Source organism: Stenotrophomonas sp. VV52, assembly GCF_002893095.1.
GTDB lineage: Bacteria > Pseudomonadota > Gammaproteobacteria > Xanthomonadales > Xanthomonadaceae > Stenotrophomonas > Stenotrophomonas aracearum.
In genome coordinates, this window is the sequence record NZ_PKQQ01000014.1 from 65,861 (window position 1) to 91,798 (window position 25,938).

Here is a 25,938-nt window from a genome sequence, read left to right on the forward strand (position 1 = left end):
AGTCGTTCACAGGTACGAACAACGCGATGACACCGGCCTCAGCTGGCCGCGCATCGTGGGTATCGCCTTTGTAATCGCATTGCATCTCGCCGCCCTGATGCTGCTCCTCATTCCTGCCGTGGCCCCCAAGGCCGTCGCGGAAAAGGAACGCAACATCATGGTGACCCTGGTCGACGCTCCGCCGCCGCCCCCACCGCCGCCGCCGCCGCCGCCGCCGACCGAACAGCCGCCGCCGCCGGTGAAGAACCTGTCGCCGCCGAAGCCCTCGCCGGTGCCGCCGCCGCCGCAGGCGCCGGTGATCGACGTGCCGGAGCCGCGCCCGAACGACATCGTCACGCCGCCGAGCCCGCCGAGCCCGCCGCAGCCGCCCAGCTCCATCGAGGCCAGCGTCGATATCTCGTCGAAGGCCATGAATCCCCCGCGTTACCCGCCGGCCGCGTTCCGCGCAGGTATCCAGGGTGAAGTCATCCTGATCATTGATGTCGATGCCAATGGCAACGTCACCAATGTGACGGTCGAAAAGTCCAGCCGTAACCGCGATCTGGACCGTGCCGCGATGGAAGCCGCCCGCAAATGGCGCTTTAACGCTGCCGAATCGGGCGGGAAGAAAGCTGCAGGTCGCGTCCGCGTCCCGGTCAACTTTGCGCTGAATTGATGGGTCGGGTGGCCAATGCCACCCACCCCTCACTCGAAACTAGCTACAACATTCATCACCACACACAACAAAGGTAAGCGTCATGCTGCAGGAACTCTTCATCGCCGCTGCTGCCGGGGGCAACCCGTCGAATGCCCTCTCGCAGATGGGCTTCGAGCATCTGATCCACGAAATGACCTCCAAGCCGGGCGACTTCGCCGTCTCCTGGGTCGTGCTTCTGACCCTGGTGATCATGTCGGCCATGTCCTGGTACTGGACCGTCATCAACATCTTCCGCGCCACCCGTCTGAAGAGCGCTGCTGACAAGGTCGTGAGCCTGTTCTGGGATACCCCGAACGCCCAGGACGCCATCCGTGCGATGGAAGAGCAGCCGGCTTCCGAGCCGTTCTCGAAGATCGCCCTGGACGCTGCGCAGGCTGCTGCCCACCACCAGCGTGCCGAAGGCGGCGCCACCGGTGGCCTGGGTGAAAACCTGAGCCGTTCGGAGTTCGTCGACCGCGCCCTGCGCCAGGCCGTGACCCGCGAAAGCAACAACCTGCAGTCGGGCATGACCCTGCTGGCCACCGTCGGCGCAACCGCTCCGTTCGTCGGTCTGCTCGGCACCGTGTGGGGCATCTACGGCGCGCTGATCAAGATCGGTGCAACCGGTTCCGCCTCGATCGACGCCGTTGCCGGCCCGGTGGGTGAAGCCCTGATCATGACCGCCATCGGTCTGTTCGTGGCAATCCCGGCCGTGTTCGCCTTCAACTTCTTCAGCAAGATCAACAGCGCCACGATCAGCAAGTTCGATACGTTCGCTCACGACCTGCACGACTTCTTCGCCACCGGTTCGCGCGTCCGCTAATTGCGACGCGCTGTACCCAGCGAGAACGTAGTCAACACGATCTAGACGGAGCCCGTTATGGCTTTCAGTAGTGGTAACAGCGGCGGCCCCATGGCCGACATCAACGTGACGCCCCTCGTGGACGTGATGCTGGTGCTGCTGATCATTTTCATCATCACGGCGCCCCTGATGTCCCACAAGGTCAAGGTCGAACTGCCCGAGGCCAACCTGGTGCAGAATCCGGAAGATGCGGCCGACCGCAAGGGTCCGATCACCCTGGCAGTCAAGGAAGACGGCTCGATCTACTGGAACGACGAAGAGATCGACAAGCAGACTCTCGAGTCGCGCCTGGCGACCGCCGCCCAGCAGACCCCCCAGCCCCCGCTCAATCTGCGTGGTGACCGCACCACCAAGATGCGTGTCATCAACGAGATGACCAAGATCGCGCAGGAGCAGGGCATGCTCGACGTTGGCTTCGTTGCCACCAAAGAGAAGGGGCAGTAAGCCATGGCATTCAGTTCTGGTGGTGGCAAGGGCCCAATGGCCGACATCAACGTTACGCCCCTCGTGGACGTGATGCTGGTGCTGTTGATCATCTTCATCGTTACCGCGCCGATCATGACGTACCCGATCGCCGTGGACCTGCCGCAGCGCGTGCTCAACCCACCGCCGCAGCTGGTCGAGCCGCCGCCGCCGATCGAGCTGCGGGTGGACGCCAGCAACCAGGTGTTCTGGAACAACAGCCCGGTTGCAGTGGGCGAACTCCAGCAGCGCATGGAGCAGGAAGTGCAGCGTGACCCGACCAACCAGCCCGAGCTGCGCATCGACGCCAGCCCGGACTCCGAGTACGACGTGATGGCCAAGGTCCTGGCCGCCGCGAAGAACGCGCAGATGAAGAAGATCGGGTTCCAGCAGCAGCAGTAATACGCAACACCAAGTCATGACGCGACTGGAAGGCGCCCCTGGAAACAGGGGCGCTTTTTTTGTGCGCGCACCGGACACCCGCGTCCGGCTATGATCCGCGCATGCTTGCCACCTACCCCGCACTGGCCGACTGGCTCCACTGGATGGATGCGATTCCGCACCTGCGTCCGCTGATGATCGCCGCGTACGTGCTGTACCTGCTGTGGCTCATCGGCTGGATCATGCTGCAGAAGCGCGAGCCGGTGGCCACGCTCAGCTGGATCCTGTCGCTGGCGGCCCTGCCCTACCTGGGACTCTTCATCTACTACCTGCTGGGTCCGCAGAAAGTGAAGCGCCAGCGCCTGCGGCGCGGCCGTGCGCGCTCGGGCATGGAGCACTACAACAGCGTGTGCCCACCCGATGCCGATTGCACCGAGCTGGCCAAGATCGGCCAGGCCACCACCGGGCTCGCGCCGAGTTCGGCTACCGAAGTGGAATGGCTGGTCGACGGCGCGCAGACCTACGCCGCGCTGTTGAAGGCGGTGGCGCAGGCGCGCGACCACCTGCATGTGGAGTACTACATCTTCAACCCCGACCACGCCGGCACCGCGCTGCGCGATGCACTGGTCGAACGCGCCCGCGCCGGTGTGCGCGTGCGGCTGCTGCTGGATGCGGTCGGGTCGTCGGCGATCCGCAAGCGCTTCCTCAAACCGCTGCTCGACGCGGGCGCGGAAGTGGCGTGGTTCCACCCGCGGCAGCTGCTCAAGCCGTTCAAGCGGCCGTGGATGAACATGCGCACGCACCGCAAGCTGGTGGTCATCGACGGCCGTGTTGCCTTCACCGGTGGCATCAACATCACCGACGAGGAAGACGAAAGCCGCAACCCGAGTGCCTACCGCGACCTGCACATGCGCCTGGCCGGGCACGTGGTGCGCAGCCTGCAGCTGGTGTTCGTCGAAGACTGGATCTACGCCACCGGCGAGCCCAAGGCACGCTTCAACATCGCGCAGCTGTGGCCCAACGACATGCCGGCGCGGCAGGACGGTGCCATCACCACCCAGGTGCTGGTGTCCGGCCCGGATTCCTCGTGGGAAACCATCCATCGCCTGCAGGTTGCCGCCATCCACGAAGCGCGCGAACGAGTGTGGCTGGTGACCCCGTACTTCGTACCGGGCGAAGCCGCGCGCATGGCGCTGACCTCGGCAGCGCTCGGTGGCCTGGACGTGCGCCTGCTGGTGCCGAAGATGAGCGACTCCTGGTTCGTTACCCAGGCCGCGCGCTCCTATTTCGACGAGCTGCTGCAGGCCGGGGTGAAGATCTACGAGTACGGCCCGCGCATGCTGCACACCAAGGCCTTCATCGCCGACCACGATGTGTGCATCGCCGGCAGCGCCAACTTCGACCACCGCAGCTTCCGGCTCAACTTCGAGCTTTCGATGATGATCAGCAACGAGGCCTGCGTGGCCGAGCTGGAGAAGATCCTGATCGCCGAGTTCGCCGCTTCCAGCCCGGTCCGCAACGACCGTCGCCGCTCGCTGTGGCTGCACCGGGTCCCCGAGGCCTTCGCCCGCCTCGCCTCGCCGCTGCTGTAGGCACCGCCACGTGGAACCGGGCCCGGCAGCGGCGCTACACTGGCGCGGTCAACCGGGGAGAATGACAATGTATTGGCTGTTCATGCTGCTGGCGATCGGCTGCTTCGCCTTCGCCGTCAAAACGCCCTCGACCGGGCTGATGATGCTTTCACTGTTCGGCGCCCTGCTGTTCCTGCTGGCCTGGGTCCGCGGCCGCTATGTCGCCACCTTCGGCGGAAGCCAGCGCGACACCGGCAGCGAGATCTACAACGCCATCGACCCCACCGAACTGCGCCGGTTGCGCGAGCAGGCGCAGGCCCGCCGCGACGCCGAACGCGACCCGAACGACCTGCCCCCGAGCCCATGACCCAGCTCAGCGTCAACGTGAACAAGATCGCCGTCCTGCGTAACTCGCGGGGCGGCCACGACCCGGATGTAGTGCGGGCCGCGACCGCCTGCCTGGACGCCGGGGCGCATGGCATCACCGTGCACCCGCGGCCGGACCGCCGGCACATCCACGCCGAGGACGTGATCGCGTTGTCCGCACTGACCCGCGCCCGTCGGGTGGAATTCAACATCGAAGGCAACCCGTTCGCGCCGCCTCGCCCGGGCTATCCCGGCCTGCTCCCGCTGTGCGAGCAGACCCGCCCGGCGCAGGCCACCCTGGTGCCGGACGGCGATGGCCAGCTCACCTCCGATCACGGCTTCGACTTCGGCCGCGATGCCGAGCGGCTGCGCCCGCTGATTGCCGAACTCAAGTCGTACGGCTGCCGGGTCAGCCTGTTCGTCGACGCCGGTAACCCGGACATCGCGCAGGCGGCCGCGATCGGCGCCGACCGTATCGAGCTCTACACCGGCCCGTACGCCGAAGCCCACGCGGCGGGCGATGCCGCGGTGATGCTGGCGCTGTTCGCCGAGGCCGCCCGTACGGCCCAAGCGGCAGGGTTGGGAGTGAATGCAGGGCACGATCTTTCGCAGGACAACCTGCGGGACTTCCTGCAGGCGGTCCCGGACGTGCTGGAGGTTTCCATTGGGCATGCGCTGATCGGGGAGGCGCTGTATGCCGGGCTGGGCGCTACTGTGAAGCGGTATCTCGAGCTGGTTTGAGAAAAATCCCTTCTTGTAGATAACCATGGGGAGAAACCCCAACCGGTTCATCCAGAAGCCAGACAGCACAACGCTTCCCCTTCCAAACACCCCTGTGGTTAGTAATACTACTAACCCATGGACACCCGGTCTCCGCCCGCTCCCTCCGCCCAGACGTCTCATTCAATGAGACGCCCCAGCCCTACCCTGTAACCACATGGGTATCGCAATCAAAGGCCGCGGCTCCACCACGCACCTCGCAGGCCGCTTCGAGGTCACCGTCAGCGAGGCCATCGACGACGGCTGGGAACCGGACACCGGCGAAGAATTCGCCGCCCCGCGCCTGCGCACTGAAGTCCGTGCCGAAACCGCGCGCAGCATCATCAGCCGTAACAAGTCCCCCGACGTAGGCTTCAGCCAATCGGTGAATCCCTATCGCGGTTGCGAGCACGGTATCAATACCCCCTGATTGTTCACTAGATAAATCCATATAGATCAACAGGTTAGAGAATAATCAGTAAACACATTGCTATCGGCACAATCCCCCGCGCAGTGCCGGCCAAACACGCCCATCCTGGAGAGGTTGGCCAACCTTCGTGGTCTGCAAAGAGTGTTAGAGCCCTGCGGCGCGCAGCAGGGCCGACATCGAGGTACCCATGCCTTTAGCAACTCGCTCCAAGGTAGCGAGAGTGAGGTTCTTTTCGCCACGCTCGATCTTGCTGTAGTAGGCGCGGTGCATCTGGATGTGGTCAGCAAAGGCTTCTTGGCTGACACCCAGATCAATGCGATGCGCGCGGATCACATCTGCAAGTTTCGCTTGGTTCGTATGCTCGACCATACGAAGCAGCTTGTGGTTCCAGTACTTTAAAGACTACGCCTCTAAAGGTAGTCTACTTATAAGTACTAATTGCATCTCCCATGAACTTTTACCTCGTATGTCCGGAACTGGAGTTCACTCTTGAGCTTCCCTTTTCTCCCATGGGCAGGGAGCAGGTCGCTATGCAGATGCGTCGAATGCAAGAAGAGGAAGGGCAAGCAAGAGGCTTTGAGTACCGCCTGGCAGAAGAGCTCTCAAAGCTCATCCCCCAGCTAACGGATTGGGACATCAAGCCGCCCACGGGTGCACAGATGGCATATGCGACTTCGCTCTGCGCACAGTTGGGCATTCCACTGCCTGCAGCAACACGTCGATCGCGGGCATTGATGCAGATCTTCTTGGCGGAAGCCAAAGCGCTCCATGGCCAACGCAGCTGATAAAGGCCTTGCCAGCCGAAGCTGTGGATAAGCCTGGGCAGAACCTACTCGCCAAACGACCGTATGGCCTACAGCTAGCTGAATTTCACGGTGTTGCGGCGCCTGTGGTTAGCAATAATACTAACGGCCCGACCTTCCCAAGTTGTCGCCATGGAACAGGATGCTCGAAAGGCCCAAGTTCCCCTCAAAGGCAGAGGGGCCGCATCGCGTGTCCCAAGCCGTTTCGATACCACTGCAACAGTGGGAGTCGACGACGGCTGGGAGTCGGTCTACCAGGAGATGGAAGACGCGCCACCGCTGAGAACTCAGGTGCAGGAAGAGCGAGCGCGCACAGTGATCAGCCACAACTCATCCCCTGACGTTGGCTTTAGCGCGTCGGTCAACCCGTACCGCGGCTGCGAGCATGGCTGTGTTTACTGTTTTGCTCGCCCTTCTCACTCCTACTTGAGCCTTTCACCAGGCTTAGACTTCGAGACGCGCCTGTTTGCAAAGACAAATGCCCCGGAGCGCCTCAGAGCAGAAATTAGCAAGTCGAACTACAAGTGCACCCCGATTGCGTTGGGGATAAACACAGACGGCTATCAGCCGATTGAAAGGAATTACCAAATTACACGCCAATGCCTTGAGGTGCTTGCTGATGCCAAGCATCCGGTGAGCTTCGTCACCAAGAGTGCCTTGATCACCAGGGACGTCGAACTGCTGGCGTCGATGGCCAAGGATCGGTTGGTTACGGTCTACTTCTCGGTCACCACGCTCGACAGGAAGCTATCTGCAAAACTGGAACCACGAGCTGCTGCTCCCCACGCAAGGCTGCGAGCAATGAATCAGCTGCACGAGGCAGGAGTACCGGTAGGGGTTTTGATCGCGCCGGTCATTCCCATGATCACCGACCATGACCTAGAAGCCATCCTTGAGGCTGCTCACGAACACGGCGCTCGGGCAGCAGGCTACGTGCTTCTCAGGCTACCCAACGAGATTAAGGACATTTGGAGAGAATGGCTCGAGCTGCACTATCCGGACCGCGCTGCGCACGTGCTTAGCTTGATGCGACAGATGCATGGTGGAAAGGAGTATGACGCCAGCTTTGGCACCAGGATGTCCGGAACTGGCCCTGTAGCGGACTTGATCCGGAAGCGCTTTGAAAAGAAGCATCGTGAACTCGGTTTCACTAGGCTGCCAGCGCTGGCCACTCATCTTTTTCAACCTCCCCAAGACAAGTCGCCACAGGGGCAACTTTTCTAGCCGAACGGAAAACGAGGCTAGCATCAGTACAAAGCTATGGATGCAGTCCGAGCGGCGCCTACAGGGACAGAGCGTCCTAGGTTTCTGAGTACTGATACCATCTCCCCGAAAAGGAAATAGCATCTCCTCCGCAGCAAGCTTAGACGGCTTTCCAAACATATTTGGTTATCCCGCTTCCTCATGAAAAGGACCAGCGTATGCCCAAGCAAGTGAGAGGTTTATCAGTCTACCGAAGCACGATTGAGCGGCTGCCACAGTTTCGCATTCTTAGCGGCCCACTCACAGAACACCAAGCGGCGATGCTGGGATTCGACGACCTTCCGCTCGCAGGCGCTTCCATTGTGCCAAGCGCCGAAGGACCCGCGACGTTATTCAATGCCCGAGGCAAAGAGATCATCCGAAAGGACCTTCCGATGGTCACCAAGTCTCGATCAATCAATACCTCGTGGAAGGACTGGCACGGACACACTCACCACGGTACTCAGACAAGATCCTATGAGACCTATCCCAGGGAATACGTTGCACCACCTGGTGAATTCCTCACTGCTGTAGATACAGACAGTGGTATCGCAATGGCTACTAGGATCATTGACCGGACGGAGCCAGAAGAGAGCATTGCAAACCTCCTCAACATCTACCTGGAATGCTTCCAACACTTCGAAATCGTTGACCCGGACCTCGCGGTGCCGGTCAGGGTCGAGAAGATCAACTGGCGCATTCTCCCTCCGGGGAAGTTCCCGTTCGATAGAGCGATGCAGGTATTGGATAGTTATCTGAAGCAGTTGACCGACAGCGACCGCGCAGTCGCTAAGCAGCGCATCCGGACCATCACTCGTCACGAGCCCGACTTCATGGCAGTCGGATTAGGCGGTTTCAGTGAGTACATCGTTTTTGGGTTCACGGGAAGGAATCGATACGTGTTCGAGAGTCCCGAGTCAGGCAATGCCACTTACATCTTCAGGAACGAGTGGGAGGCGGTGTCTCAGCTCACCAAACGCCAGATCCTTCAAGAGCAGCTGCAGGAGACCAGGATCATCCACACCTCGCGTTGGGCCGTAGAGGTCTCAGAAGCAATCCAACGGAAGTGAAGTGGTTGGGCAAAGTTTCAGAGGGGCGTAGCCCGAACCGGTACCCTGTGACCCACGCCATGGATAGCTACCTACCGATGCGTTTACTCAGGCTTAGAAGCTTAGACAGGAACTCCCAATGAAGCCAACCATCCTGGCACTGGACCTCGAAGGCACGCTCATCTCCAACGCAGTCAGTCAGATTCCTCGCCCTGGGCTTCACCGGTTCCTAGAGGATGTCCGATCGCAGTTCGAGGAACTTGTACTGTTCACTACGGTTCCCGAGGCACTTGCAAGAAGAATTGCCGGACTCCTGGCTAGGGAAGGCAGTGTTCCGGCATGGTTTGTCGAGCTTCGATACATCCACTGGTCTGGAAGGACAAAGGATCTTTCCTATGTCTCCCCCCACGTGGGTGAAGCCCTTCTCTTGGATGACCATGGCCCCTATGTGCATGATGGGCAGGAGAGACTGTGGGTCGAGATCCCGCTGTTCGGCTCCCCGTACTCGTCAGACGATGACGGGTTGCAGATCGCAGCTGAACGCCTGACCGATCGCATCATTGAACTGCAGAGTGCATCCGACCTTGGCCACATGATCGCCGATCATGGCTGAGCAGCGCGTTGTCTCGATGGCTCGTTGAAAGAGCGCGTATGCAGCGGCCGTCCTCTCGCACATTCGGCACAGTTAGGGATCAGCACGCGGGCAGCACTCGAGAAACTCTTTGATAGCGTCGCTCCGGAGAACCCGGAGACGGCCAACCAAAGGTTGCCAGCAATCAAAAGTGGTGCAGTGGCGTTGCGGCAACCTTACCTTTGCCGGCAGCAATTGAATCGGTAGCTCCAGGCGTACCCACTGCCCAGCCAACACGCTTCCCTAAAGAACGCGCAGTAGCAACCGCGGCGTCTCCCGATTGATGATGTCAACTCACTGCCAGCCTTGGGTAGCCATTGACCGCGCGCTACCGATTGCCGCGCCAAGCGGACACCAACATTGGTACTGAAGGAGCAAATCTAGCCTGCGCGACGAACGAACCCACCTCTCTGTTGCGCACTTCCCCCGTACCAGCGAGCAGGTCTTCCTTCACACCGAGCGTACCAGTAGGGTCACGATCACGCGTAAATATATGAATCAATGGAAGTAAAAAGTAGGCATGATTCTCATTTCAGTTGTTAACGTACCGTAAGGCTCACAGCAAAAAAAACTTTCCGTATACCTGATAGCTTTCGGCGCCATGGTCTATGACGTCGAAATATGCACCGCACGTGCAATCGCTTCGGAAGCGACAGGAATCAAGTGTGCGCAAGGCGTACCCTTACCCGAAGGCTTCTGCTTTTTGGTCAGCAGGTCTGATGGAACGATCGTTCAGCCCGCTTTTGAATTCTTTGCAGATGCCCATCTAACGATCGGTCCAAAGCCAAAGCTTGCCTGCAGCAAGAACACAACCGCAGCTATCGCGGCTGACCTCACCGACTTCCATCACTTTCTTGACGCAAGAAAAAAGCTCGTTTCCGACGTAGATGAGGATCTCCTCAGATCCTATGCGGACACCTTGACTGACCTGGACTCTGCGGTGACCTTGGATAAGCTCGCCGCCGCGACTATTCATCGAAGATGGTCGACCGTGACCAAGCTAATCGCATTCTGCGTGAAACGGGGATACCTGAGGAAGGCACCAGCGCTGCTGAGCAAGCAGACGAAGCGAGGAACTGTTCAAGTTCTCGACGTTGGCGTCGACCTTCCCGGGCTGAACGACGCTGACGAACTCATCACTGCGCTCCATCCCGAGACCGTCGTCGGTATTCTTGACGAACTAGGTCCAAACCCTGTGCTCGAGCGAAACGGTCTGGTTGAACTGGCATACGCAACCACGGCGCAGCGATTGATGGCTGAGCTTTGCTATCAAGCAGGACTGAGGCGGGCGGAAGTGTGCGATCTCAAAGCGAAAACCATCCTTCAGGCCCGTACGGAAGGGCGCGATCCTCTCACTGCAGTCGCCATCCCCGTGCTCGGGAAAGGTAACAAGAAGCGCAATGTTCCCGTTCCAGTCTGGCTACTCAACGCGTTGAAGCGCTATGCCAAAGGTGTTCGGCAGCGCCTCGTTGACCTCCGACTGGGATACCACAAGCTCGAGGATCACGGCGTCCTATTCGTCCTCGACGCAAACAACCGCAAGCATGCGGGCAATCCGATAACCCCGCAGATCTTCGACCGGCATTTCGCCCAGGCCAAGGACAGGCTGCTCAAACGGCTCTCCAAAGAGCGTGACCTGGCTCGCTACGAATCCACGCAGCGCGAGCGAATAACCATTCACGCCCTTCGACACACCTTCGCCTTGTACACGTACATGGAGAAGCGCGCAAACGGTGACATGGATGCGATCAAGTATGTTCAGTCGGTACTGGGACACAGTCTCAGGGATACGACTGAGTCCATCTACCTGCGAAGCGCGAACGCATTCGAGAGCGAAACCAGGGAATCGATCAGACTGCACCTTGAAGGTCAACCCTTTATGCGAATCGGCGTCGAGGCCTGACGAGTTGGAGCTCACACGGCTCCACGGCCAGCATACGCACTACTCCTCGCATGTGACCGACTCACCTTATCAAATCAGATTGAACACGGATTGGAGCGTTACGTGGCAGGAAGAAGATCCGCCCAGCTGCGGCACGCCGTAGTAGTTGAGGAAAAGGTAGGCAACACAAAGAAATGGGATGTCCGCGAGAGCGCTGGTCGCCTAGAAGTCGCGTTCAGGCGCGCCGGAGACCTGCGCGACAACATCGTTAATCTCAGCCGGTGGAAGGGCATAGGTGCAGCGGCACCGCTCTTCGCCGAGGCGTTCTGCCGAGCTAACAAGAACAGCAGGGAGACGACTAGATCCTCTTCAGCTAACAACATCGTGAGTGGCCTGGTGCAGTACCTAACCGTAAAAGGGGTAAAGATAAGCGGCCCAGACGACACTCCAATGGATCTCGGCGAGTCCTTTCTAACGTATCTGAAAGGTAGGGATACCACGCACCCGACAGTTCTCTCGGTGGAGACCCAGCGCCACTATTACGGGACCTTCAAGAAGGTCGTTCTTGCGCTGCACGAGATGGATCCACGGTGGAAGGTGATCCGTATTCCGCCAAAGCCGTTCGCAGGACTGCCACGGAAGAGCAAGCCGAAAGAGCTGGACCGTGCGGCTTGGGCCAACGTCATGAAGGCGGCGGTCGAAGAATGCATATCGACAATGGACGAAGTGTGGCCGCTTCTAGATAGGGTTCACAGTGCCCTCGCTCAGAAGAAAAAGGGCGACGCTGTATCGCTAAGCGATCCGGCAGAGGCAATTGCTCAAATATTGGCAAACTTTGACGGTCATCTTCCTCGCCAAGGCGCGGTTCACAAGCTCCCAGGCGTAGGAAAGATCAGCGAAAGCGAGTACTTCCGTCTGAGGAGACTAGCGCACCCGATCGGCGGCGATCTGATCCCATTCTTTCTCGTACTAGCCATGCACTCGGGCTTCAACGAGCAGCCACTTAGAACACTCACCCTGAATGGCATATCGGAGCACTACCCGCTTGGACAAAAGCGAACGGTGATCAAGTCCTCCAAGCGCAGGGCTGGAAGTTCCGCTCAGGGCGCGACACAGCGAGCAGCCTTCCCCGCTAGCGATCACCCGCTAGCGCCTGAAAGATTGATCAGTTTCGTTATTGCTTGGACCAAACGAATCAGAGACTACGCTGCTGGTGAGCTTGCCAATGACTTCTTCCTCCACGCAGTTTCCGAAGGCGGGCGGCACAAGCGCCGAGGAATGCACATCGACTCCTACTCAGCCAGAACCGACGACGTGACCACGCGGGTGACCGGTTACATCACGTTGTTCTGCAAACGAAGGGGGCTTAAGTACTCTGGCTCTCAAGCAAACAGGCTTGCGTTCTCCGAAGCGGTTGATGGGCTGACCGACGGCGACGCCTTCGAGCTCCGAGCAATGCTAGGCCATCGGCTACTGTCAACTGGTCAAGACAGTTACCAGACAACCACGATGCAGCATCGGCAAAAGGAACAGCTGGCAGGAGCCATGACCGCACAGGAGCGCTGGGTGACTTCAAATGGAAAGATCGACACACGCTCCGCCCGAAGTGATCGTGAGCAAACGGCAGCCACGCAGGGCTTCTGCTGTGCAGATCCATTCCAAAGTCCTCAACCAGGGCAGCGCCATGGAAAGCTCTGCACCAGCTATGGTTCCTGTCCTGCATGCCCGCTCGCCGCAGCTGATCCAAACGAAGCCTACGCGCTCGCGCGCTTTCTTCAACTGCAGGAGCTATACGAAGAAGCCAGGGCAGAGCTCGGCAGCGAGATCTGGAGGCGAAAGTTCGAGAATGCCTATCTCGCTCTCCGCGATTCATGGATCCCAGCAGTGAGCACAACTGCGAATCGACAATCAGCGATGATGATCATGCTGACGCCCCTGCCTGGACTTGAATAGTCCGGCTGTACCGCCACTAGCGAATCAATTCTAGAGATATGGCTATGCCCGCAGCAAGAAAGGTCGAAACAGCGCAGGCAGCGACCCTGCATCCTTCCTTCCAAGTTGACTATGACAGTGATGTCTGGACCTTTGCCCAGACCACGGTCGGCCAACAGAAGGAGTTTGTCACAGTTGACTGGGCAATCCCTGTGGCACGCGGAGAGTTGCTCACGGACTACAAGCACAGAGGACTGCTCTCTGAGCTGAAGTGCTACCTCAAGACCGCCATCATTGAGGACACCGTACGTATGACGGTTGGGTCTATCCCTGGCACTTACATGGGCATGAGGGAGCTGGTGAAGTTCATGGGAGAGCGGGAGATCCACTCCCTCTTCGATATCACCACGGCGATGAGCTGGGACTACGTCGAAGGTCTCGAAGAGCAGTACATGACGGCCCGAAGTGATGCCGGTCGAGACAGGGCGTGGACGCATGCGACCGCCTACAAACTCATCCATCCACTTACACAGATCTACGAAATCGCGGACAGCTTGCGCGCCAGAGGCGGACAAGCACCGTGCGAAGCGCCGTTTGACGGAAGAAAGACCTACGACGTCGTGACAGAGCCGCTCGGGCTTGCTCGAACGGGTGGATTGATGCCTGTCCCGGACGAGATCTCGGTACCGATTCTTTCCTACGCATGTGAATGGATTGAGTACGGCTCGGAGGATGTGATCAGACTTCAGGCTGAGGTCATCCCGATGCTGATCGACGCAAGAAGTGCTACGGGACCGAGACGAATCGCCTGCTTTCGTCAGATCAAACGGCACATCGAGGAGTTCCAGATGAGCCCGATCCCAGGGACACTGACACCCTGGCATGAGCCATTGGCCACCATAGATCGGATTGATGACGCTGGTGACGAGCGCGAGATTAGCGGAACTCAGGGCCTGAGACGCCTAATACTAATGACTCAAAGCGCATGCAGTGTCTTGCTGCAGGGATGCACCGGGATTCGAGCTCATGAGCTGATTGGCCTCTCCCTGGACCACGATCCGACGCTACAGCACGGTGTGGTCAAGTCAGTGACGTCGCTAGACGGACTAATGGAGGTGTTCTCCATCTGTGGCATTTCCGCCAAAAGGGAAGCGACTCGCCATGAGTGGACTGCCGGACTGCGCCCGTTGGGCACGAATCACCTGCCGATCGTGCTGAAATCCGTCGAGGTGCTGGTGCGGCTAATGGAGCCTTGGCGAGCACTATCGGGCACTAAGTCACTGATGCTCAGCTTCTCCCACGCCAAGTCCCTTCCATCGGGTCCCGATGGAATCGGCCGAATGACAGCATCCAGAAATTCTCTGCTGCAACGTGAGTTTGCCGTCGAAGCCCTCACGAAGAAGCGTGGCATCGAAACGACGCAAGCTGTTTACGAGGTGAGGTACCTACGCCCGCAGCGATGGAGGATCACCTTTGCGCACTATGTGTTCCGATCCAAGCCGGAACTAATGCCAGCGCTACGGACGCACTTCCGTCACATGAGCGAGCAGATCACGGATCAAGGGTACATTGGAAACGATGCGGCTCTGCTCGAGAACTTGGAAGGAGAGAGAGTCATGGAGACCTCTCGGTTCCTAGTTCAAATCACCCTCGGCAGGCCGATCGGAGGTGGACCGGCGCAGCGTCTTCTCATGCAGCATGCCGAATCAATGACCGAGGCACTGTCCAAGATGGACGGAGAGACGCCGATCGATAAGGCCGTGGCATACGTGAAACTCACCGACCTGCGGATATGGACAGGGACCTACGCAAGTTGCCTGATTGATATGTTGCCTGACCGTTCCAGCTGCAACCCACAAGCAAGCCTCCTCACTGTCCGCGCCTCGCCGAACTTCGGCCTACGGTCGCCCGGCCTGTGCGCGGGGTGCAAGTGCTGCATCATCCTGCCAGAGCATAAGGACTTTTGGGAGGATCGCCTCCTGAAAAATCAGGCCATTGTCCAGATGGAGCGGACCAACTCTAGGGATCAGTATTCCAAGATTGCTATGAGCCGTGTTGTTCAGAGTCGAGCAGTGCTGAGGATGATATCCAACGCTACCGGGGACGCTTCCGATCGTTCCGGCGAAAGTTGACGACATTTGCTCCATCGTCTCTCTTGGTACTCTGCTTCTGAAGCCGGGACACTGCGAGTTGGAGAGATGCGTTGTGGATGTTGGTCTTGTAAAGCAGAGCCTTCAACCTTGCGTTCTCAGCCTTAACCCTGGCGAGCTCTTCAGCTACTGAGCCTCGCCTCTCCTCCTCAGCCAGCTCCTGAATTCTAAGCCAGACGTGCCCAAGTCGAGCGTGCCTTGATCCAAAGCTCCCTCTATTTACTCCTGCCTCTGCCGCGACCGCGGTAGGCGTGATGATCCGATGACCTGCGGCCATCTTTGCCTTCAGCAGTTCATTGGTCGGGCGTCGCTTCACCAGGCGGTCAAGAGCGGCCAATGCCTTATCCTCTACTGAGTTGGGTCTGCTCATTCTGCTGTCCGCTGACGCATCATTGGTAAGCAGATAGCCTACGCCACCTTCGCCGCCCAATCATCTAGGTGGGACAAGGAGAACCTTGAAATCAATCCTGATGCAGTCGCTGCCCGGCGAGACCCACGTTCTTCAGACCCAGATGTTCAGCAACGACTTTGGGACAAGGTCCATTGTGACCATTGCAATGATGAAGCGCCGCAAAGCTTCGTGCCTGATAGGGCGCAGAATGGTTAGGTTGAGGCTATGGGGTCGGGGTCAGCGTTGGGGTACTGGAGCAGATCACCAGCCCTTTCGCACCACGCGTGAGGGCTACATAGAGGTTCTGCACGCTCATGCTCTCCGGATAGAGGACCACGGCAATGTCTGCCTCGAGACCTTTCAGAAGGAGAGTGCTGCCGACTGCTCTGCGCGCAATGGGGCGGCTGAGGTGACGATTTCGCTCGCGGGCATGAAGTGCGGCTCCTAATAGATCTTGCTCTCCGTTGATAACGCTTCGCATGGCTGATCGACAGCAGTGCAGAATCTCGGGCCGATAGACCCGAGTGCCTGTCTGTTCGGCCAAAGCGTCCACCAGCCGCAAGGCGCGCGTCATGGTCCGCTCGGACTCAAAGGCGACTGCCTCAGCTTCTACAGGAGTTGGAGGTGTCCTGGCTCTCCCTCTACGAATGGTACCGACACGCGTCACTAGATTCGCCGTGCCGACGCCCGTCATCATGAGAGCGGAGAAGGTGGCCAAGTCTTGCAGCGCACTAGGAGCCTGAAGATTGAATTGCCTGGCGAAGTTGACGAGGTCTCGCATGTCCACGGCTTCTACCGCCATTGCCCCAGGCGTTTGGCTGGTGAGTTGGTGGCGGCCTTGAACATTCATGGACTCGCCAATTACCAGAACCGTTCCTTGGCTACCAGGCGCATTGGTCCGTGCCGCAGTCAATCTTTGCTGCACTTCACTACCGGCAACCAGCTGGATCCAACGAACGGATGACGGAGCCGTAGTTAGATCAATGGGTAAGCCGGCCGTAAGAGCATGCCTTTGGGATAGCAGCCACTGGCCCAGCTCTTCATTACCTGCAATTTGCCAGCGCCAAGGGGTTCGAAGGCTACCCGCTGCTGGGAAGGACGATTGAACGTCTTGTTCCCAGTGAACCAGCCGATTTCCGCCAAATCCGAAGATGGCCTGCAGAGGGTCACCGAGGACGCACGTGGGCAAAAGCGCAGCGAGGGTGGACACGATGGAGTGCTGAACGGTGCTGCAATCCTGATACTCGTCAACCAAAAGCCGGGCGTAAGTGGCTGCGATGGGTGCAGCGATATGCCCCGAGTCCAAGAGTTGCCGGAATGATTCACGGATCGCGGGGTAGTCGCTACCCGCGTTGTTGAGCTCCAAGAGTTGGGGATGATGGCCACTGCGCGCCGGGAACTTGGCGATGAGACGCATAGCGAATCCATCAATCGTCGACAGCCGATAGGCAGAGCTGGGCACCCCCGCGCGTTTCAAGCGTGTCCTCAACGCGGTGACGCCAGCATTTGTGTGAGTCAGAACAAGGATCGGTCTGTTCCCAGAGTGGGATGCCAGCGCCTCGGCAATCAGCTGGGTTTTGCCGCATCCTGCTGGGGCGGTGATCGATCCGCGTTGGATAGCTAGCAGATCGATTTCAGGCAGCACGGGTAAAGGCCCAGAGTTGGTCTACTACTGCCTTGAAGCTAGCGTCCGCGTTTGCGTAGCCCCGAGAGACGATATCCAGGACGATTGACTGGTAAGTCGTAAGCGACTTGAACCAGCTATTCTTTTTGATACGGGAGACTTCGCCAAGCAGTACGCGAATATCAGGCGGATAGGGTGAATTCGGCCTCAGCGCTTCGATGGACGCCAAAGTTGTTAGACCGTTCGATTTGGCAACCAGCTGTTGGTTCATAAGATCTTCGCCAACACGCTCTTTAGCCTTCAGGAGCAGGGCATCAATCGATGTGTCAGGAAGGCAGAGGAACAGCTCGTCCTCCAACGTCATTCCTGCCCGCCAAGTCACGAGGCTGCCGCCTGATTGAAGATATGCTTCTGCAACACCTGGAGCGGCAGGTTTGTCAGCGTCTATGAAGACGAGGACTCGGTAACCCAGATCCATAAGCGCAGTCGCTCGGGCAAAAGCGTTGTCCGGAGTGCCTCCGCCTGCATTGACGTATGCACCACCTAAAGCCAAGAAAGAGGATTCTTTGCTGGCTACCCCCCATAGATCGAGGCCACGCACAAACCCTACCTCGCTTGCTCCCTCGCACACAATCACAGACTTCGCCAGAAAGGCCTCCGGGTCAGTGCGCAGCGTGCTTTGAATCTCGTCGGTCGAGCCAGCGGAAATGACGACATGGCCAGCCGGTCGTGGCCGAACTACAAGCAGCTGCTCACCTGAAAGCTCACGAAGTGCCACAGGGGAGTGTGTTGTGAGAAACGCTTGGAGAGGCGGCGGCGTCTCCTTGGCTCCCAAGGAATCCAGCAGCCGCATGAGCCGATGGGGCTCTAACCCATATTCCACCTCATCCACCAAGGCAATCGGCGCTGACTCCGCCGCGGCCCGTTGAAGTCCCGTCACCAAGAGTCGAGAAGAACCCGTACCAAGGGACCGAAGGGGGATGCCTGCCTCGCTGTGAAGCGCGATGGCGCCTTCGCCGATGGAGACGGAGTGCGAGTCGAGTAAGGCCTGCGGCATCGATCCGACGTCAACTCCAAGGCTCTGGGCAGTTGTCCGGACGATTCCGAGTGTCTGACTCAGGTGGGGCGATGCTTGAGCGCCAAAGTTGGCGCGCGCCTGACGCGCTGCTAGAGCGAGCTGGGCTCCCAATTCTGCGCGCTCGTCTGTTAGCCGGTTGAGCACCGACCCGCGGCTCCAAGATAAGTTGGAGCTTGTAAAGCTGCCGATGCGTGCCGGAGCTAACACGATGCGTTCTTTCCAAGGCAGGCTTCGTTCCAAGCCTTGTTGAAGCGACCTATCGGAGATCAGCGTCCAGCTGGGCTCAAGGTCCGCCCCGACTTGAAGCAGCAGCGTAAGCACTGTCTCCAACCCCGCGGCGGGTTCGTCTTCTAGGGTGTCAAATACCGAATCGAATCCTCGCAAGAAGTCGCCATAGACATCAATGTCCATCAGCGATGCCGGCAGTTCCCCGAATGTCACGGCAATACGAATGGGCTCTGAGACATCGAGGTCAAAAAAGTCCATGTCGCCGAAGGAAATGCTTCGTCGAGCACCCAAGCACAGGTCGATGGCATCGAGGATGGTGGACTTGCCACTATCGCCAGGACCGATCAAACAGTTGATGCCCGGGGCGGGCGACCAGTCGAGCGCCTTGATGGATCGAAAGTTCCGAATGGCCAAATGGCGAATTCGAGGCATGGGGCGTCCTGTAAGAGGCTTGGTCAACGGTCCGTGTAGGACGCAGACTGACACCAACTCCTACTACGCCCCTGAGGCAATCCTAGCCCTAAAGCGTTCTGCCAGTCATTGGCTCATTGGTGGAACTTGGCGCCACGCCGAGCTGCTTCGCGAACTTCCCTAACCTGTAACGCGGCAACACTGAGAGAGCGGTTCCAGGTCGCTTCTTCCGTGGTCACCTGCCCGCTTGCAGGCGACGGAGGTCCGTTCATCGCCAACAGCGGACTTCCCTGAGCGAAGGAAATTGGTTCGCGAAGCTGAATAGGCTTGAGCTGGTGTCCGCCCGGCGCGCGGCGGTGCTAGGATTCGGCCATGGACATCGGTCGGACAACCTTAACCGTCGGCGTCGCCATAGTCGCGGTTTCTTGCGGCGGGTCCCAGGGGCGCTGGACTGCCTTTGTCTATCCGCCCGGCGCGTCCACTCAGGAAGTCCGTCACGCTGTTTATGGCGATTACGACACCTTCGAGCATTGCCAGGCGGCTGCAATAGCCGCCCTGAGAAATAGCCCTCCACTGCCAGGGGCGCAGGAAGTGGGATCTTACGAATGTGGGCGCGCGTGTCGATATGACGTCGACATGGACTTGTACGTCTGCGACCAAACTCGCAAGTAGGTAGCTCCGTGCTCGCCGCCCGCCTGGCGCCTTGGTCAGCCTGGCCAGCGTGTGTGAAGTTGATCGATGACAAACCGGTGACGGTGCGTGCCATCCACGTCTCGGTGTGCCAAGAGGTGCGGGTCGTCCTCAGCAAGATGTTCGTGCTTATGCGCTATCTCCTCTGGATCGTGCGCCGGCCATCTGCGCCACGCGGCGACCAAACCGAGTGTGGCCAGAATCCCCAAGGCGGCCAAGGCAACATGCAAGCCGTAGCGCGCACCAACCCACCCGGCGAGTGGATAGGCGATCAACCAGCAAACATGCGATAGGGAAAATTGGGCAGCGAAGAGGAATGGTAGATCGGCGGACTCAGCCGAACGCCGCAGCAGCCGCCCGCCGGGGGTAACCAAGCCGGCATACGCCATGCCCAGCAGCGTCCAGGCCGGAATGACCGCCGTCCACCCGGGATGTCCCTTCAGGGCAAACCAGACGCCAAGGAAGGTAACCAGGACAACTGACATGAACAGTCCTGCAGCCAACATTACTGTCCGGTCCGAAATGCGGTCGAGAACCTTCGGAAGAAGAAGTGCGACCAGCATGGACCCGCCTCCGAAGGCCGCCAGCGCCCATGCAACCTGCTCCTCCGCCCCGCCCAGAACGGTGCGGACCATAACCACCGTATTGACGAACACCATCGCGCCGCCGGCTGCGGCGCAGAGGTTCAACGCGAGCAGGCCCTGCAATCGCGGTGTGCGGAGGTAGATTCGCATTCCACGGATGGCTCGGGCATAGGGACCGTCCTTGGAAGAGACCGCAGCGAGGGCCGGGAAGGTGGTGGACGCGACGAGCAGCGCCGAGAGGATGAAACCTACCGAGGTACCAGCGAACAGCCCGTGGAAGCTAATGATCGTCAGCAGTGCGGCAGCAAGCGCCGGGCTCAGCAGGCTTTCAAGGTCATATGCCAATCGGGAAAGTGAGAGCGCACGGGTGTAATCACGCTCTTCTTGAAGAATTTCGGGGATGGTGGATTGAAACAGCGGCGTGAAACATGCCGATGCCGACTGCAGCACAGCGATGAGGACATACACCTGCCAGATCTCGGTGACGAAGGGCAGGCAGACCGCCACAACCGCACGAACCAGATCGAGTGCGATCAGCACCCGCTTGCGCAGCCGTGCAGGGACCAACGCTCCTGAAACGGGCGCCAAGGTCACGTACACGACCATCTTGATCGCCAGCGCGGTGCCCAACACCGCTCCGGCCTGGCTGCCAGCGAGGTCGTAGGCCAGGAGGGCAAGGGCGACAGTCGCCAAGCCGGTTCCGACCAGGGCGACTATCTGGGCACCAAACAGGCGCCGAAACGCCGGGTGACTCAGTACTTCGAGCATGGGATTGTCCTGGTAGCAACGTTCTGACGGCACCAACCCGTGTGCGCCCTTTTGCCCGGATTCAGGGCAGAGGCGGCAGACAGGCGGAGTGTACGCCCACCACTGTTCGGGTCGAGGTGACGACCCCGCCGGAATGGCAGGGTCGTTGGCTAAATCCGAGTGGATTTACTTCTTCTTCGGAGCTGCCTGTGCGTCGCAACGTTCCTTCAGCGCCTTGGTCTGGGCATCCTTGAGGTCCACCTTGTACTTCGAACGGTCGGCAAGCTGTTCGCAAGTCGTCGGCTTGGCCTTGGGAGCAGCCGGGGGAGCCGGATCGGCATGGAGGGCAGGATCATGAGCGGATGCCGTGGTGAAAAGGGACATGCTGAAAAGCAGGCCGGCAATTACTGCGCTATGAGTTTTCATGTTGTTTCTCCTCGGGTTGGGTCGGCGAAGTGCCGGGTGTTACGGCTGATAGATGTCGGCTTGGTAGCCCACAAGTTCGATGCTCACGGTCACCGGCGTGTCGCTTCGGTTCTGCCAGTACCACCCATGAGTTCCTTCAAATGGCGCGACGAAGGTGCCGTGCGCCTCCCGCTGCGCAGCTTCGACGGCGTAGCTGGTCCATGCACCCTTCACGTCGGGCCGCTCACCATGCATATCGACTGCTACATCACCGGTCGCCTTCCAGCTGAACAGAATTCCCGCGCCAGCAGCCATGTGGGATTTGACCTCTTTGCCTTTCCCCGGCTCCAGCGTGATCGTCATCGCGTCCTGGCGAAGCTCACCGTTGGTGAGCGATACCGCGGCTGGATCAAGCGATTGCCCCTTGTTCGCCCCGAACGCAGCCGCAGCCTTTTCCGCCAAGGTGGTCGCTGCGTCCGATGCTGTCGAGGACGTCGGCGTAGCCGGGTCTGCGGCGGTGCTTCCGCCGTCTGCCAGGGCAGTCAGGCCCAGCGCTCGGCCGATCCCGGTGGGATCAATGCCGTACTCCGCCGGCAGAACGGCCGTAACGAGAAGCGCGCCGGCAATGGCGGCAGCGACAAGGGTCGACTTCAGCAGGCGGCCAGTCGTGGGAAGTGGTTGATTGATAGTGATTGACATGATGGGTCTCGGTCAGAAATCAGGAAGCGAAGTAGCCGGTGAGCTGCATGCCGATGAGCACGAAGCCGGCCGTCATCAAGATGGTGTTCACGCCGTAGGCCTGGCGGTTGAAGGAAGGCAGCCGACGCCAGAAGCCCATCACGATCAAGATGCCGGCAAGCGCCAGAAGTTGGCCGAGCTCAACGCCCACGTTGAACGCAAGCATGTTGGGGACCAGCCCGTCCGGCGATAGCGAGAAGTCCTGAAGCTTCGTGGCCAGGCCGAAGCCGTGGAAGAAGCCGAAGACAAGGACTGCAATCTTGGTGTTGGGTTGCACGCCGAACCACCGCTTGAACGCGCCCATGTTGTCCAAGGCCTTGTAGACCACCGAGAGACCGATGATCGCGTCGACCAGATAGGCGTCGACATGAAAGCCGCCGAGCACGCCGAGCAGCAGCGTCGTGCTGTGGCCAATGGCGAACAAGGTGACGTAGATGCTCACGTCCCGCATGCGGTATAGGAAGAAGATCACCCCGAACAGAAATAGAAGGTGGTCGTATCCAGTCACCATGTGCTTGGCGCCAAGGTAGGTAAACGCGATCAGTTGCCTACCGGTGCTTTCTTCAAGGAAGGCCTGGTCTCCCTCGCTTACACCGTGCGCGAACGCCGCAAACGGCAGGAGGACTGCGGCAAGCATCGAAAGCCAAGCAAAGAGCTTGTTGGAAGAAGTCAAAGACAAGTTCCTTGTGCAGAAAGGGGACGGGTGGTTCATGAGGAGCGACTTTCCAGAACAGAATCTTCGCGGTGAACCAATCGATACAGCGCCGGCAGCACGAGAAGTGTCAGCAGCGTTGAAGAGATGATTCCGCCGATAACAACAGTGGCGAGCGGACGCTGAACTTCCGCGCCAGCACCGACGTTCAGGGCCATAGGAAGGAAGCCCAGACTCGCCACCAAGGCCGTCATCAGGACTGGCCGGAGGCGGGTAAGAGCACCTTCGGTGACAGCCTTGTGCAGGGGGACGCCTTCTTCCCGCAGGTTCTTGATGAAGCTGATCATTACCAGGCCATTGAGCACGGCAACGCCCGAAAGAGCGATGAAGCCCACACCTGCGGAGATGGACATGGGAATGTCGCGCAGCCACAGCGCCACCACGCCCCCGGTCAGTGCAAGCGGCACGCCACTGAATACGATCGCAGCGTCCTTCCCTGAGCCGAATGCCATGAACAACAATCCGAAGATCATCACCAGAACCACTGGCACGACGACGGACAGCCGCTTGCTTGCCGAGATCAACTGCTCAAACGTGCCGCCGTACTCGATCCAGTACCCTTCCGGCAGCTGGACCTCCTGTCCGACCTTGGTGCGCAACTCCTCGACAAAGGACCCTAAGTCGCGCCCGCGCACATTGCTTGTGATCACCACCCTGCGTTTACCATTCTCACGGCTGATCTGGTTCGGACCAGGCGCGATCTCGACCTTGGCCAACTGGCCCAGCGGCACGAAGCTGCGCTCTTGGCCTGTGCTCACCCCGGGCGCGACGGCCACAGGTAGTGACGCCAGTGTCCGGACGTCCTGGCGAAGGTTCTCCGACAGACGAACCACGATATCGAAGCGCCGATCGCCTTCGAACACCTGGCCGACCGATTCACCTCCCAGCGCCACCGAGATGGTCTTCTGCACGTCGTCAATGGCTACGCCGTATCGTGCAAGTGCATCCAGGTCCGGCGTGATCGTCATCAATGGCAGACCGGTGATCTGCTCAAGTTTCACGTCGGCCGCTCCCTGGATCTCACTGGCAACGTTCTCTACCTGGCTGCCGATGGTTGCCAGTTGCTCCAGGTCGTCGCCGTACAGCTTGACAGCAACCTCAGCCCGAACGCCCGCAATGAGCTCGTTCATCCGCATCTGCACCGGCTGGGTGAACTCATAGTTGTTGCCAGGAATGGCGCGAACCACTTTCTCGAGCTCGGCAACAAGCTGTGCCTTCGGCTTGCGCGGATCAGGCCATTGGTCCCGATCTTTGAGCATGATGAAGGTGTCGGCTACGGAGGGGGGCATGGGATCGGTGGCCACCTCGGCAGTGCCGATCTTTGCGACGACTTCATCTACCTCGGGGAACTGTTTGATCGCCGCTTCCAGCTGACGTTGCATGCCGATCGCCTGGGTCAAGCTGGTCCCTGGAATTCGAAGCGCATGCAAGGCGATATCGCCCTCATCCAGGTTCGGAATGAACTCGGTGCCGAGGCGACTTGCAAGCAGGCCCGCCAGGACGGTGAGCACCGCAGCAGAGGCCACCACTACCTTGCGTGCATTGACGGCACGCTCAAGCATCGGGCCATACACGTTGGTGACTCGGCGCATGGCTTTGGTTTCCTTCTCCGAAACCTTTCCCGTTACGAACTGAGCCACAGCGGCAGGTACGAATGTCAAGGACAGTGCCATGGCACCGGTAAGCGCGATGACCACGGTAAGCGCCATCGGGTGGAACATCTTCCCTTCCACGCCGGAGAGGGCAAAGATCGGGATGTAGACCGCCGCGATGATGAAAAGGCCGAACAGGCTTGGCTTGATCACCTCTGCACTGGCACTTGCCGCCAAGGAAAATCGTTCTTCCCGAGTCAACAAACGGCCCTGAAGGTGTTGCCGCTCGCCAAAGCGACGCAGGCAGTTCTCTACGATGATGACTGCCCCATCGACGATCAAGCCAAAATCCAGTGCGCCCAGGCTCATCAGATTCGCAGAGACGCGATTCTGGACCATGCCTGTGATCGTCAGCAGCATCGTCAATGGAATGACCGCCGCAGTGATCAGTGCCGCACGAAGATTGCCCAAAAGCAGGAAGAGCACCGCGATGACGAGCAAGGCGCCTTCGAGGAGGTTCTTCTTCACCGTCTCGATGGTCCGATCCACCAGTTCGGTTCTGTCATACACAGGATGCGCCCGAACGCCGTCAGGCAGCGTAGCGTCGATGTCCTTGAGCTTGGCCGCGGTTCGCTGAGCCACGTCCCGGCTGTTTTCGCCGATGAGCATGAACGCCGTACCAAGGACCACTTCGTTGCCATCCTTGGTTGCCGCGCCTGTACGAAGTTCGGTGCCTTCTACAACTTCTGCCAGATCGCCAACACGCAATGGCATGCCATCACGGTTAGCCACTACGATCTTGCGCAAACCCGCCATGTCGGCCACTTGGCCCGGCACGCGTACCAAGTACTGCTCACCGCTTTTCTCGATGTAGCCGGCACCCACGTTAGTGTTGCTGCGGGCCACGGCTTCGAGCACATCCTGCAGCGTCAGTCCGTATGCTTGGAGCTTCTTCGGGTCCGGCGTGATGTGAAACTGGCGAACATAGCCTCCGACGGTGTTGACCTCGGTTACGCCTTTCAAGTGGCGCATCTGCGGTCGGATCACCCAGTCCTGCAGCGTACGAAGCGCCATTGGTGTCCACGTCTCTTCAGCACCGGACTCCGCTTCCACGGTGTACATGAAGATCTCACCCAGGCCCGTCGCTACCGGTCCAAGGCTTGGCTTTAGTCCCACGGGCAATTGGGATCCCGCTTGCTGAAGTCTCTCTGCGACCTGCTGACGGGCGAAGTAGATATCTGTGCCATCTTCAAACACGACCGTGACCTGAGACAGGCCGTAGCGTGAGATGGAACGGGTGTATTCCAGCTTTGCCAACCCGGCCAACGCTGTTTCGACCGGGAAGGTGACCCGTTGCTCGGCCTCCAGCGGTGAGTAGCCCGGAGCTTCGGTGTTGATCTGCACCTGGACATTGGTAATGTCAGGAACGGCGTCGATGGGAAGCTTGCTGTAGTTCCAGATCCCAAGGCCTGAGAGGGCCAGGACCAGAAGGAGCACAAGCCATCTGTGCGCGATAGACGCGCGAATGATTCGCTCTAGCAT

23 protein-coding genes and 1 pseudogene are annotated in these 25,938 nt (G+C 59.4%); 15 read left to right on the forward strand and 9 right to left on the reverse strand.

Annotated elements, in window-relative coordinates:
- Positions 1–97 precede the first annotated feature (97 nt).
- The 8 genes and pseudogenes from C2U58_RS18035 to C2U58_RS18070 all read left to right on the forward strand — a co-directional run.
- The gene (locus C2U58_RS18035; RefSeq protein WP_172448190.1) at positions 98–655 is read left to right on the forward strand and encodes an energy transducer TonB; all 558 of its coding nucleotides are present in this window, start codon (positions 98–100) and stop codon (positions 653–655) included.
- An 82-nt stretch (positions 656–737) separates the two neighbouring features.
- Positions 738–1,499, forward strand: a complete 762-nt coding sequence (exbB, locus tag C2U58_RS18040; protein WP_068848033.1) for a TonB-system energizer ExbB — start codon at positions 738–740, stop codon at positions 1,497–1,499.
- A 57-nt stretch (positions 1,500–1,556) separates the two neighbouring features.
- Entirely contained in the window at positions 1,557–1,982 is a 426-nt protein-coding gene (locus C2U58_RS18045; RefSeq protein ID WP_102947116.1) for a biopolymer transporter ExbD, read from the forward strand.
- Between the two features lie 3 nt (positions 1,983–1,985).
- Entirely contained in the window at positions 1,986–2,402 is a 417-nt protein-coding gene (locus C2U58_RS18050; protein WP_102947117.1) for a biopolymer transporter ExbD, read from the forward strand.
- Positions 2,403–2,503: 101 nt separating this feature from the next.
- Entirely contained in the window at positions 2,504–3,973 is a 1,470-nt protein-coding gene (gene cls, locus C2U58_RS18055) for a cardiolipin synthase (protein ID WP_102947118.1), read from the forward strand.
- 67 nt (positions 3,974–4,040) lie between these two features.
- Positions 4,041–4,319, forward strand: coding sequence for a hypothetical protein (locus C2U58_RS18060; protein WP_070209677.1), 279 nt, complete (start codon positions 4,041–4,043; stop codon positions 4,317–4,319).
- On the forward strand, positions 4,316–5,059 hold the full coding sequence (locus tag C2U58_RS18065; protein ID WP_102947119.1) for a pyridoxine 5'-phosphate synthase: 744 nt from the start codon (positions 4,316–4,318) through the stop codon (positions 5,057–5,059). The genes C2U58_RS18060 and C2U58_RS18065 overlap by 4 nt, the downstream gene beginning before the upstream one ends.
- A 196-nt stretch (positions 5,060–5,255) precedes the next feature.
- Positions 5,256–5,498 (forward strand): annotated as a pseudogene (locus C2U58_RS18070) (radical SAM protein); the annotation flags it as partial.
- A 153-nt stretch (positions 5,499–5,651) separates the two neighbouring features.
- On the opposite strand, the gene C2U58_RS18075 reads toward C2U58_RS18070, so the two are convergent.
- Positions 5,652–5,876: a helix-turn-helix transcriptional regulator gene (locus C2U58_RS18075; protein ID WP_012478633.1), complete on the reverse strand. Its 225-nt coding sequence runs from the start codon at positions 5,874–5,876 to the stop codon at positions 5,652–5,654.
- An 80-nt stretch (positions 5,877–5,956) separates the two neighbouring features.
- Between C2U58_RS18075 and C2U58_RS18080 the strand changes: the two genes are divergently transcribed.
- The 7 genes from C2U58_RS18080 to C2U58_RS18105 all read left to right on the forward strand — a co-directional run bounded on the left by C2U58_RS18080 (position 5,957) and on the right by C2U58_RS18105 (position 15,178).
- Positions 5,957–6,292, forward strand: a complete 336-nt coding sequence (locus C2U58_RS18080; RefSeq protein ID WP_012478634.1) for a hypothetical protein — start codon at positions 5,957–5,959, stop codon at positions 6,290–6,292.
- 150 nt (positions 6,293–6,442) lie between these two features.
- On the forward strand, positions 6,443–7,534 hold the full coding sequence (locus tag C2U58_RS18085; protein ID WP_021204599.1) for a PA0069 family radical SAM protein: 1,092 nt from the start codon (positions 6,443–6,445) through the stop codon (positions 7,532–7,534).
- Between the two features lie 413 nt (positions 7,535–7,947).
- Positions 7,948–8,622 (forward strand): hypothetical protein, encoded by a 675-nt coding sequence (locus C2U58_RS18090; protein WP_229298499.1) that lies wholly within the window; start codon positions 7,948–7,950, stop codon positions 8,620–8,622.
- A gap of 118 nt (positions 8,623–8,740) precedes the next feature.
- Positions 8,741–9,214 carry an NIF family HAD-type phosphatase gene (locus C2U58_RS18095; protein WP_021204601.1) on the forward strand — a complete coding sequence of 158 codons (474 nt, stop codon included), beginning with the start codon at positions 8,741–8,743 and terminating at the stop codon, positions 9,212–9,214.
- Positions 9,215–9,833: 619 nt separating this feature from the next.
- Positions 9,834–11,135, forward strand: coding sequence for a tyrosine-type recombinase/integrase (locus C2U58_RS18100; RefSeq protein WP_012478638.1), 1,302 nt, complete (start codon positions 9,834–9,836; stop codon positions 11,133–11,135).
- A gap of 90 nt (positions 11,136–11,225) precedes the next feature.
- Positions 11,226–13,067, forward strand: a complete 1,842-nt coding sequence (locus C2U58_RS19920; protein ID WP_021204602.1) for a hypothetical protein — start codon at positions 11,226–11,228, stop codon at positions 13,065–13,067.
- Between the two features lie 44 nt (positions 13,068–13,111).
- Positions 13,112–15,178: an integrase gene (locus C2U58_RS18105; RefSeq protein WP_229302253.1), complete on the forward strand. Its 2,067-nt coding sequence runs from the start codon at positions 13,112–13,114 to the stop codon at positions 15,176–15,178.
- Here C2U58_RS18105 and C2U58_RS19925 read toward each other — a convergent pair.
- The 8 genes from C2U58_RS19925 to C2U58_RS18140 all read right to left on the reverse strand — a co-directional run bounded on the left by C2U58_RS19925 (position 15,141) and on the right by C2U58_RS18140 (position 25,938).
- Positions 15,141–15,566: a hypothetical protein gene (locus C2U58_RS19925; RefSeq protein WP_146033496.1), complete on the reverse strand. Its 426-nt coding sequence runs from the start codon at positions 15,564–15,566 to the stop codon at positions 15,141–15,143. The genes C2U58_RS18105 and C2U58_RS19925 overlap by 38 nt on opposite strands.
- Before the next feature lie 244 nt (positions 15,567–15,810).
- Positions 15,811–17,232 carry a UvrD-helicase domain-containing protein gene (locus tag C2U58_RS18110; protein ID WP_012478642.1) on the reverse strand — a complete coding sequence of 474 codons (1,422 nt, stop codon included), beginning with the start codon at positions 17,230–17,232 and terminating at the stop codon, positions 15,811–15,813.
- Entirely contained in the window at positions 17,222–18,949 is a 1,728-nt protein-coding gene (locus C2U58_RS18115) for an ATP-binding protein (protein WP_005414983.1), read from the reverse strand. The genes C2U58_RS18110 and C2U58_RS18115 overlap by 11 nt, the downstream gene beginning before the upstream one ends.
- Before the next feature lie 686 nt (positions 18,950–19,635).
- Positions 19,636–20,970, reverse strand: coding sequence for an MFS transporter (locus tag C2U58_RS18120; RefSeq protein ID WP_005414984.1), 1,335 nt, complete (start codon positions 20,968–20,970; stop codon positions 19,636–19,638).
- A gap of 165 nt (positions 20,971–21,135) precedes the next feature.
- Positions 21,136–21,375: a hypothetical protein gene (locus C2U58_RS18125; RefSeq protein WP_005414985.1), complete on the reverse strand. Its 240-nt coding sequence runs from the start codon at positions 21,373–21,375 to the stop codon at positions 21,136–21,138.
- Positions 21,376–21,414: 39 nt separating this feature from the next.
- A complete protein-coding gene (locus tag C2U58_RS18130; RefSeq protein ID WP_012478643.1) occupies positions 21,415–22,053 on the reverse strand; it encodes a hypothetical protein in 639 nt (212 codons plus the stop codon).
- A 19-nt stretch (positions 22,054–22,072) separates the two neighbouring features.
- Entirely contained in the window at positions 22,073–22,804 is a 732-nt protein-coding gene (locus C2U58_RS18135) for a HupE/UreJ family protein (protein ID WP_012478644.1), read from the reverse strand.
- Positions 22,801–25,938, reverse strand: coding sequence for a CusA/CzcA family heavy metal efflux RND transporter (locus C2U58_RS18140; protein ID WP_012478645.1), 3,138 nt, complete (start codon positions 25,936–25,938; stop codon positions 22,801–22,803). The genes C2U58_RS18135 and C2U58_RS18140 overlap by 4 nt, the downstream gene beginning before the upstream one ends.

What these genes read in the sequence shown, in the direction of transcription:
- C2U58_RS18095 (WP_021204601.1), top strand. Translation starts at nt 8,741, where the DNA reads ATGAAGCCAACCATCCTGGCACTGGACCTCGAAGGCACGCTCATCTCC.
- C2U58_RS18130 (WP_012478643.1), bottom strand. Translation starts at nt 22,053, where the DNA reads ATGTCAATCACTATCAATCAACCACTTCCCACGACTGGCCGCCTGCTG.
- C2U58_RS18100 (WP_012478638.1), top strand. Translation starts at nt 9,834, where the DNA reads ATGGTCTATGACGTCGAAATATGCACCGCACGTGCAATCGCTTCGGAA.
- C2U58_RS18085 (WP_021204599.1), top strand. Translation starts at nt 6,443, where the DNA reads ATGGAACAGGATGCTCGAAAGGCCCAAGTTCCCCTCAAAGGCAGAGGG.
- C2U58_RS18105 (WP_229302253.1), top strand. Translation starts at nt 13,112, where the DNA reads ATGCCCGCAGCAAGAAAGGTCGAAACAGCGCAGGCAGCGACCCTGCAT.
- C2U58_RS19925 (WP_146033496.1), bottom strand. Translation starts at nt 15,566, where the DNA reads ATGAGCAGACCCAACTCAGTAGAGGATAAGGCATTGGCCGCTCTTGAC.
- C2U58_RS18035 (WP_172448190.1), top strand. Translation starts at nt 98, where the DNA reads ATGCTGCTCCTCATTCCTGCCGTGGCCCCCAAGGCCGTCGCGGAAAAG.
- C2U58_RS18125 (WP_005414985.1), bottom strand. Translation starts at nt 21,375, where the DNA reads ATGAAAACTCATAGCGCAGTAATTGCCGGCCTGCTTTTCAGCATGTCC.
- C2U58_RS18115 (WP_005414983.1), bottom strand. Translation starts at nt 18,949, where the DNA reads ATGCCTCGAATTCGCCATTTGGCCATTCGGAACTTTCGATCCATCAAG.
- C2U58_RS18080 (WP_012478634.1), top strand. Translation starts at nt 5,957, where the DNA reads ATGAACTTTTACCTCGTATGTCCGGAACTGGAGTTCACTCTTGAGCTT.
- C2U58_RS18120 (WP_005414984.1), bottom strand. Translation starts at nt 20,970, where the DNA reads ATGCTCGAAGTACTGAGTCACCCGGCGTTTCGGCGCCTGTTTGGTGCC.
- cls (WP_102947118.1), top strand. Translation starts at nt 2,504, where the DNA reads ATGCTTGCCACCTACCCCGCACTGGCCGACTGGCTCCACTGGATGGAT.
- C2U58_RS18050 (WP_102947117.1), top strand. Translation starts at nt 1,986, where the DNA reads ATGGCATTCAGTTCTGGTGGTGGCAAGGGCCCAATGGCCGACATCAAC.
- C2U58_RS18135 (WP_012478644.1), bottom strand. Translation starts at nt 22,804, where the DNA reads ATGAACCACCCGTCCCCTTTCTGCACAAGGAACTTGTCTTTGACTTCT.
- C2U58_RS18045 (WP_102947116.1), top strand. Translation starts at nt 1,557, where the DNA reads ATGGCTTTCAGTAGTGGTAACAGCGGCGGCCCCATGGCCGACATCAAC.
- C2U58_RS18075 (WP_012478633.1), bottom strand. Translation starts at nt 5,876, where the DNA reads ATGGTCGAGCATACGAACCAAGCGAAACTTGCAGATGTGATCCGCGCG.
- C2U58_RS18140 (WP_012478645.1), bottom strand. Translation starts at nt 25,938, where the DNA reads ATGCTAGAGCGAATCATTCGCGCGTCTATCGCGCACAGATGGCTTGTG.
- C2U58_RS18090 (WP_229298499.1), top strand. Translation starts at nt 7,948, where the DNA reads ATGGTCACCAAGTCTCGATCAATCAATACCTCGTGGAAGGACTGGCAC.
- C2U58_RS18065 (WP_102947119.1), top strand. Translation starts at nt 4,316, where the DNA reads ATGACCCAGCTCAGCGTCAACGTGAACAAGATCGCCGTCCTGCGTAAC.
- exbB (WP_068848033.1), top strand. Translation starts at nt 738, where the DNA reads ATGCTGCAGGAACTCTTCATCGCCGCTGCTGCCGGGGGCAACCCGTCG.
- C2U58_RS18060 (WP_070209677.1), top strand. Translation starts at nt 4,041, where the DNA reads ATGTATTGGCTGTTCATGCTGCTGGCGATCGGCTGCTTCGCCTTCGCC.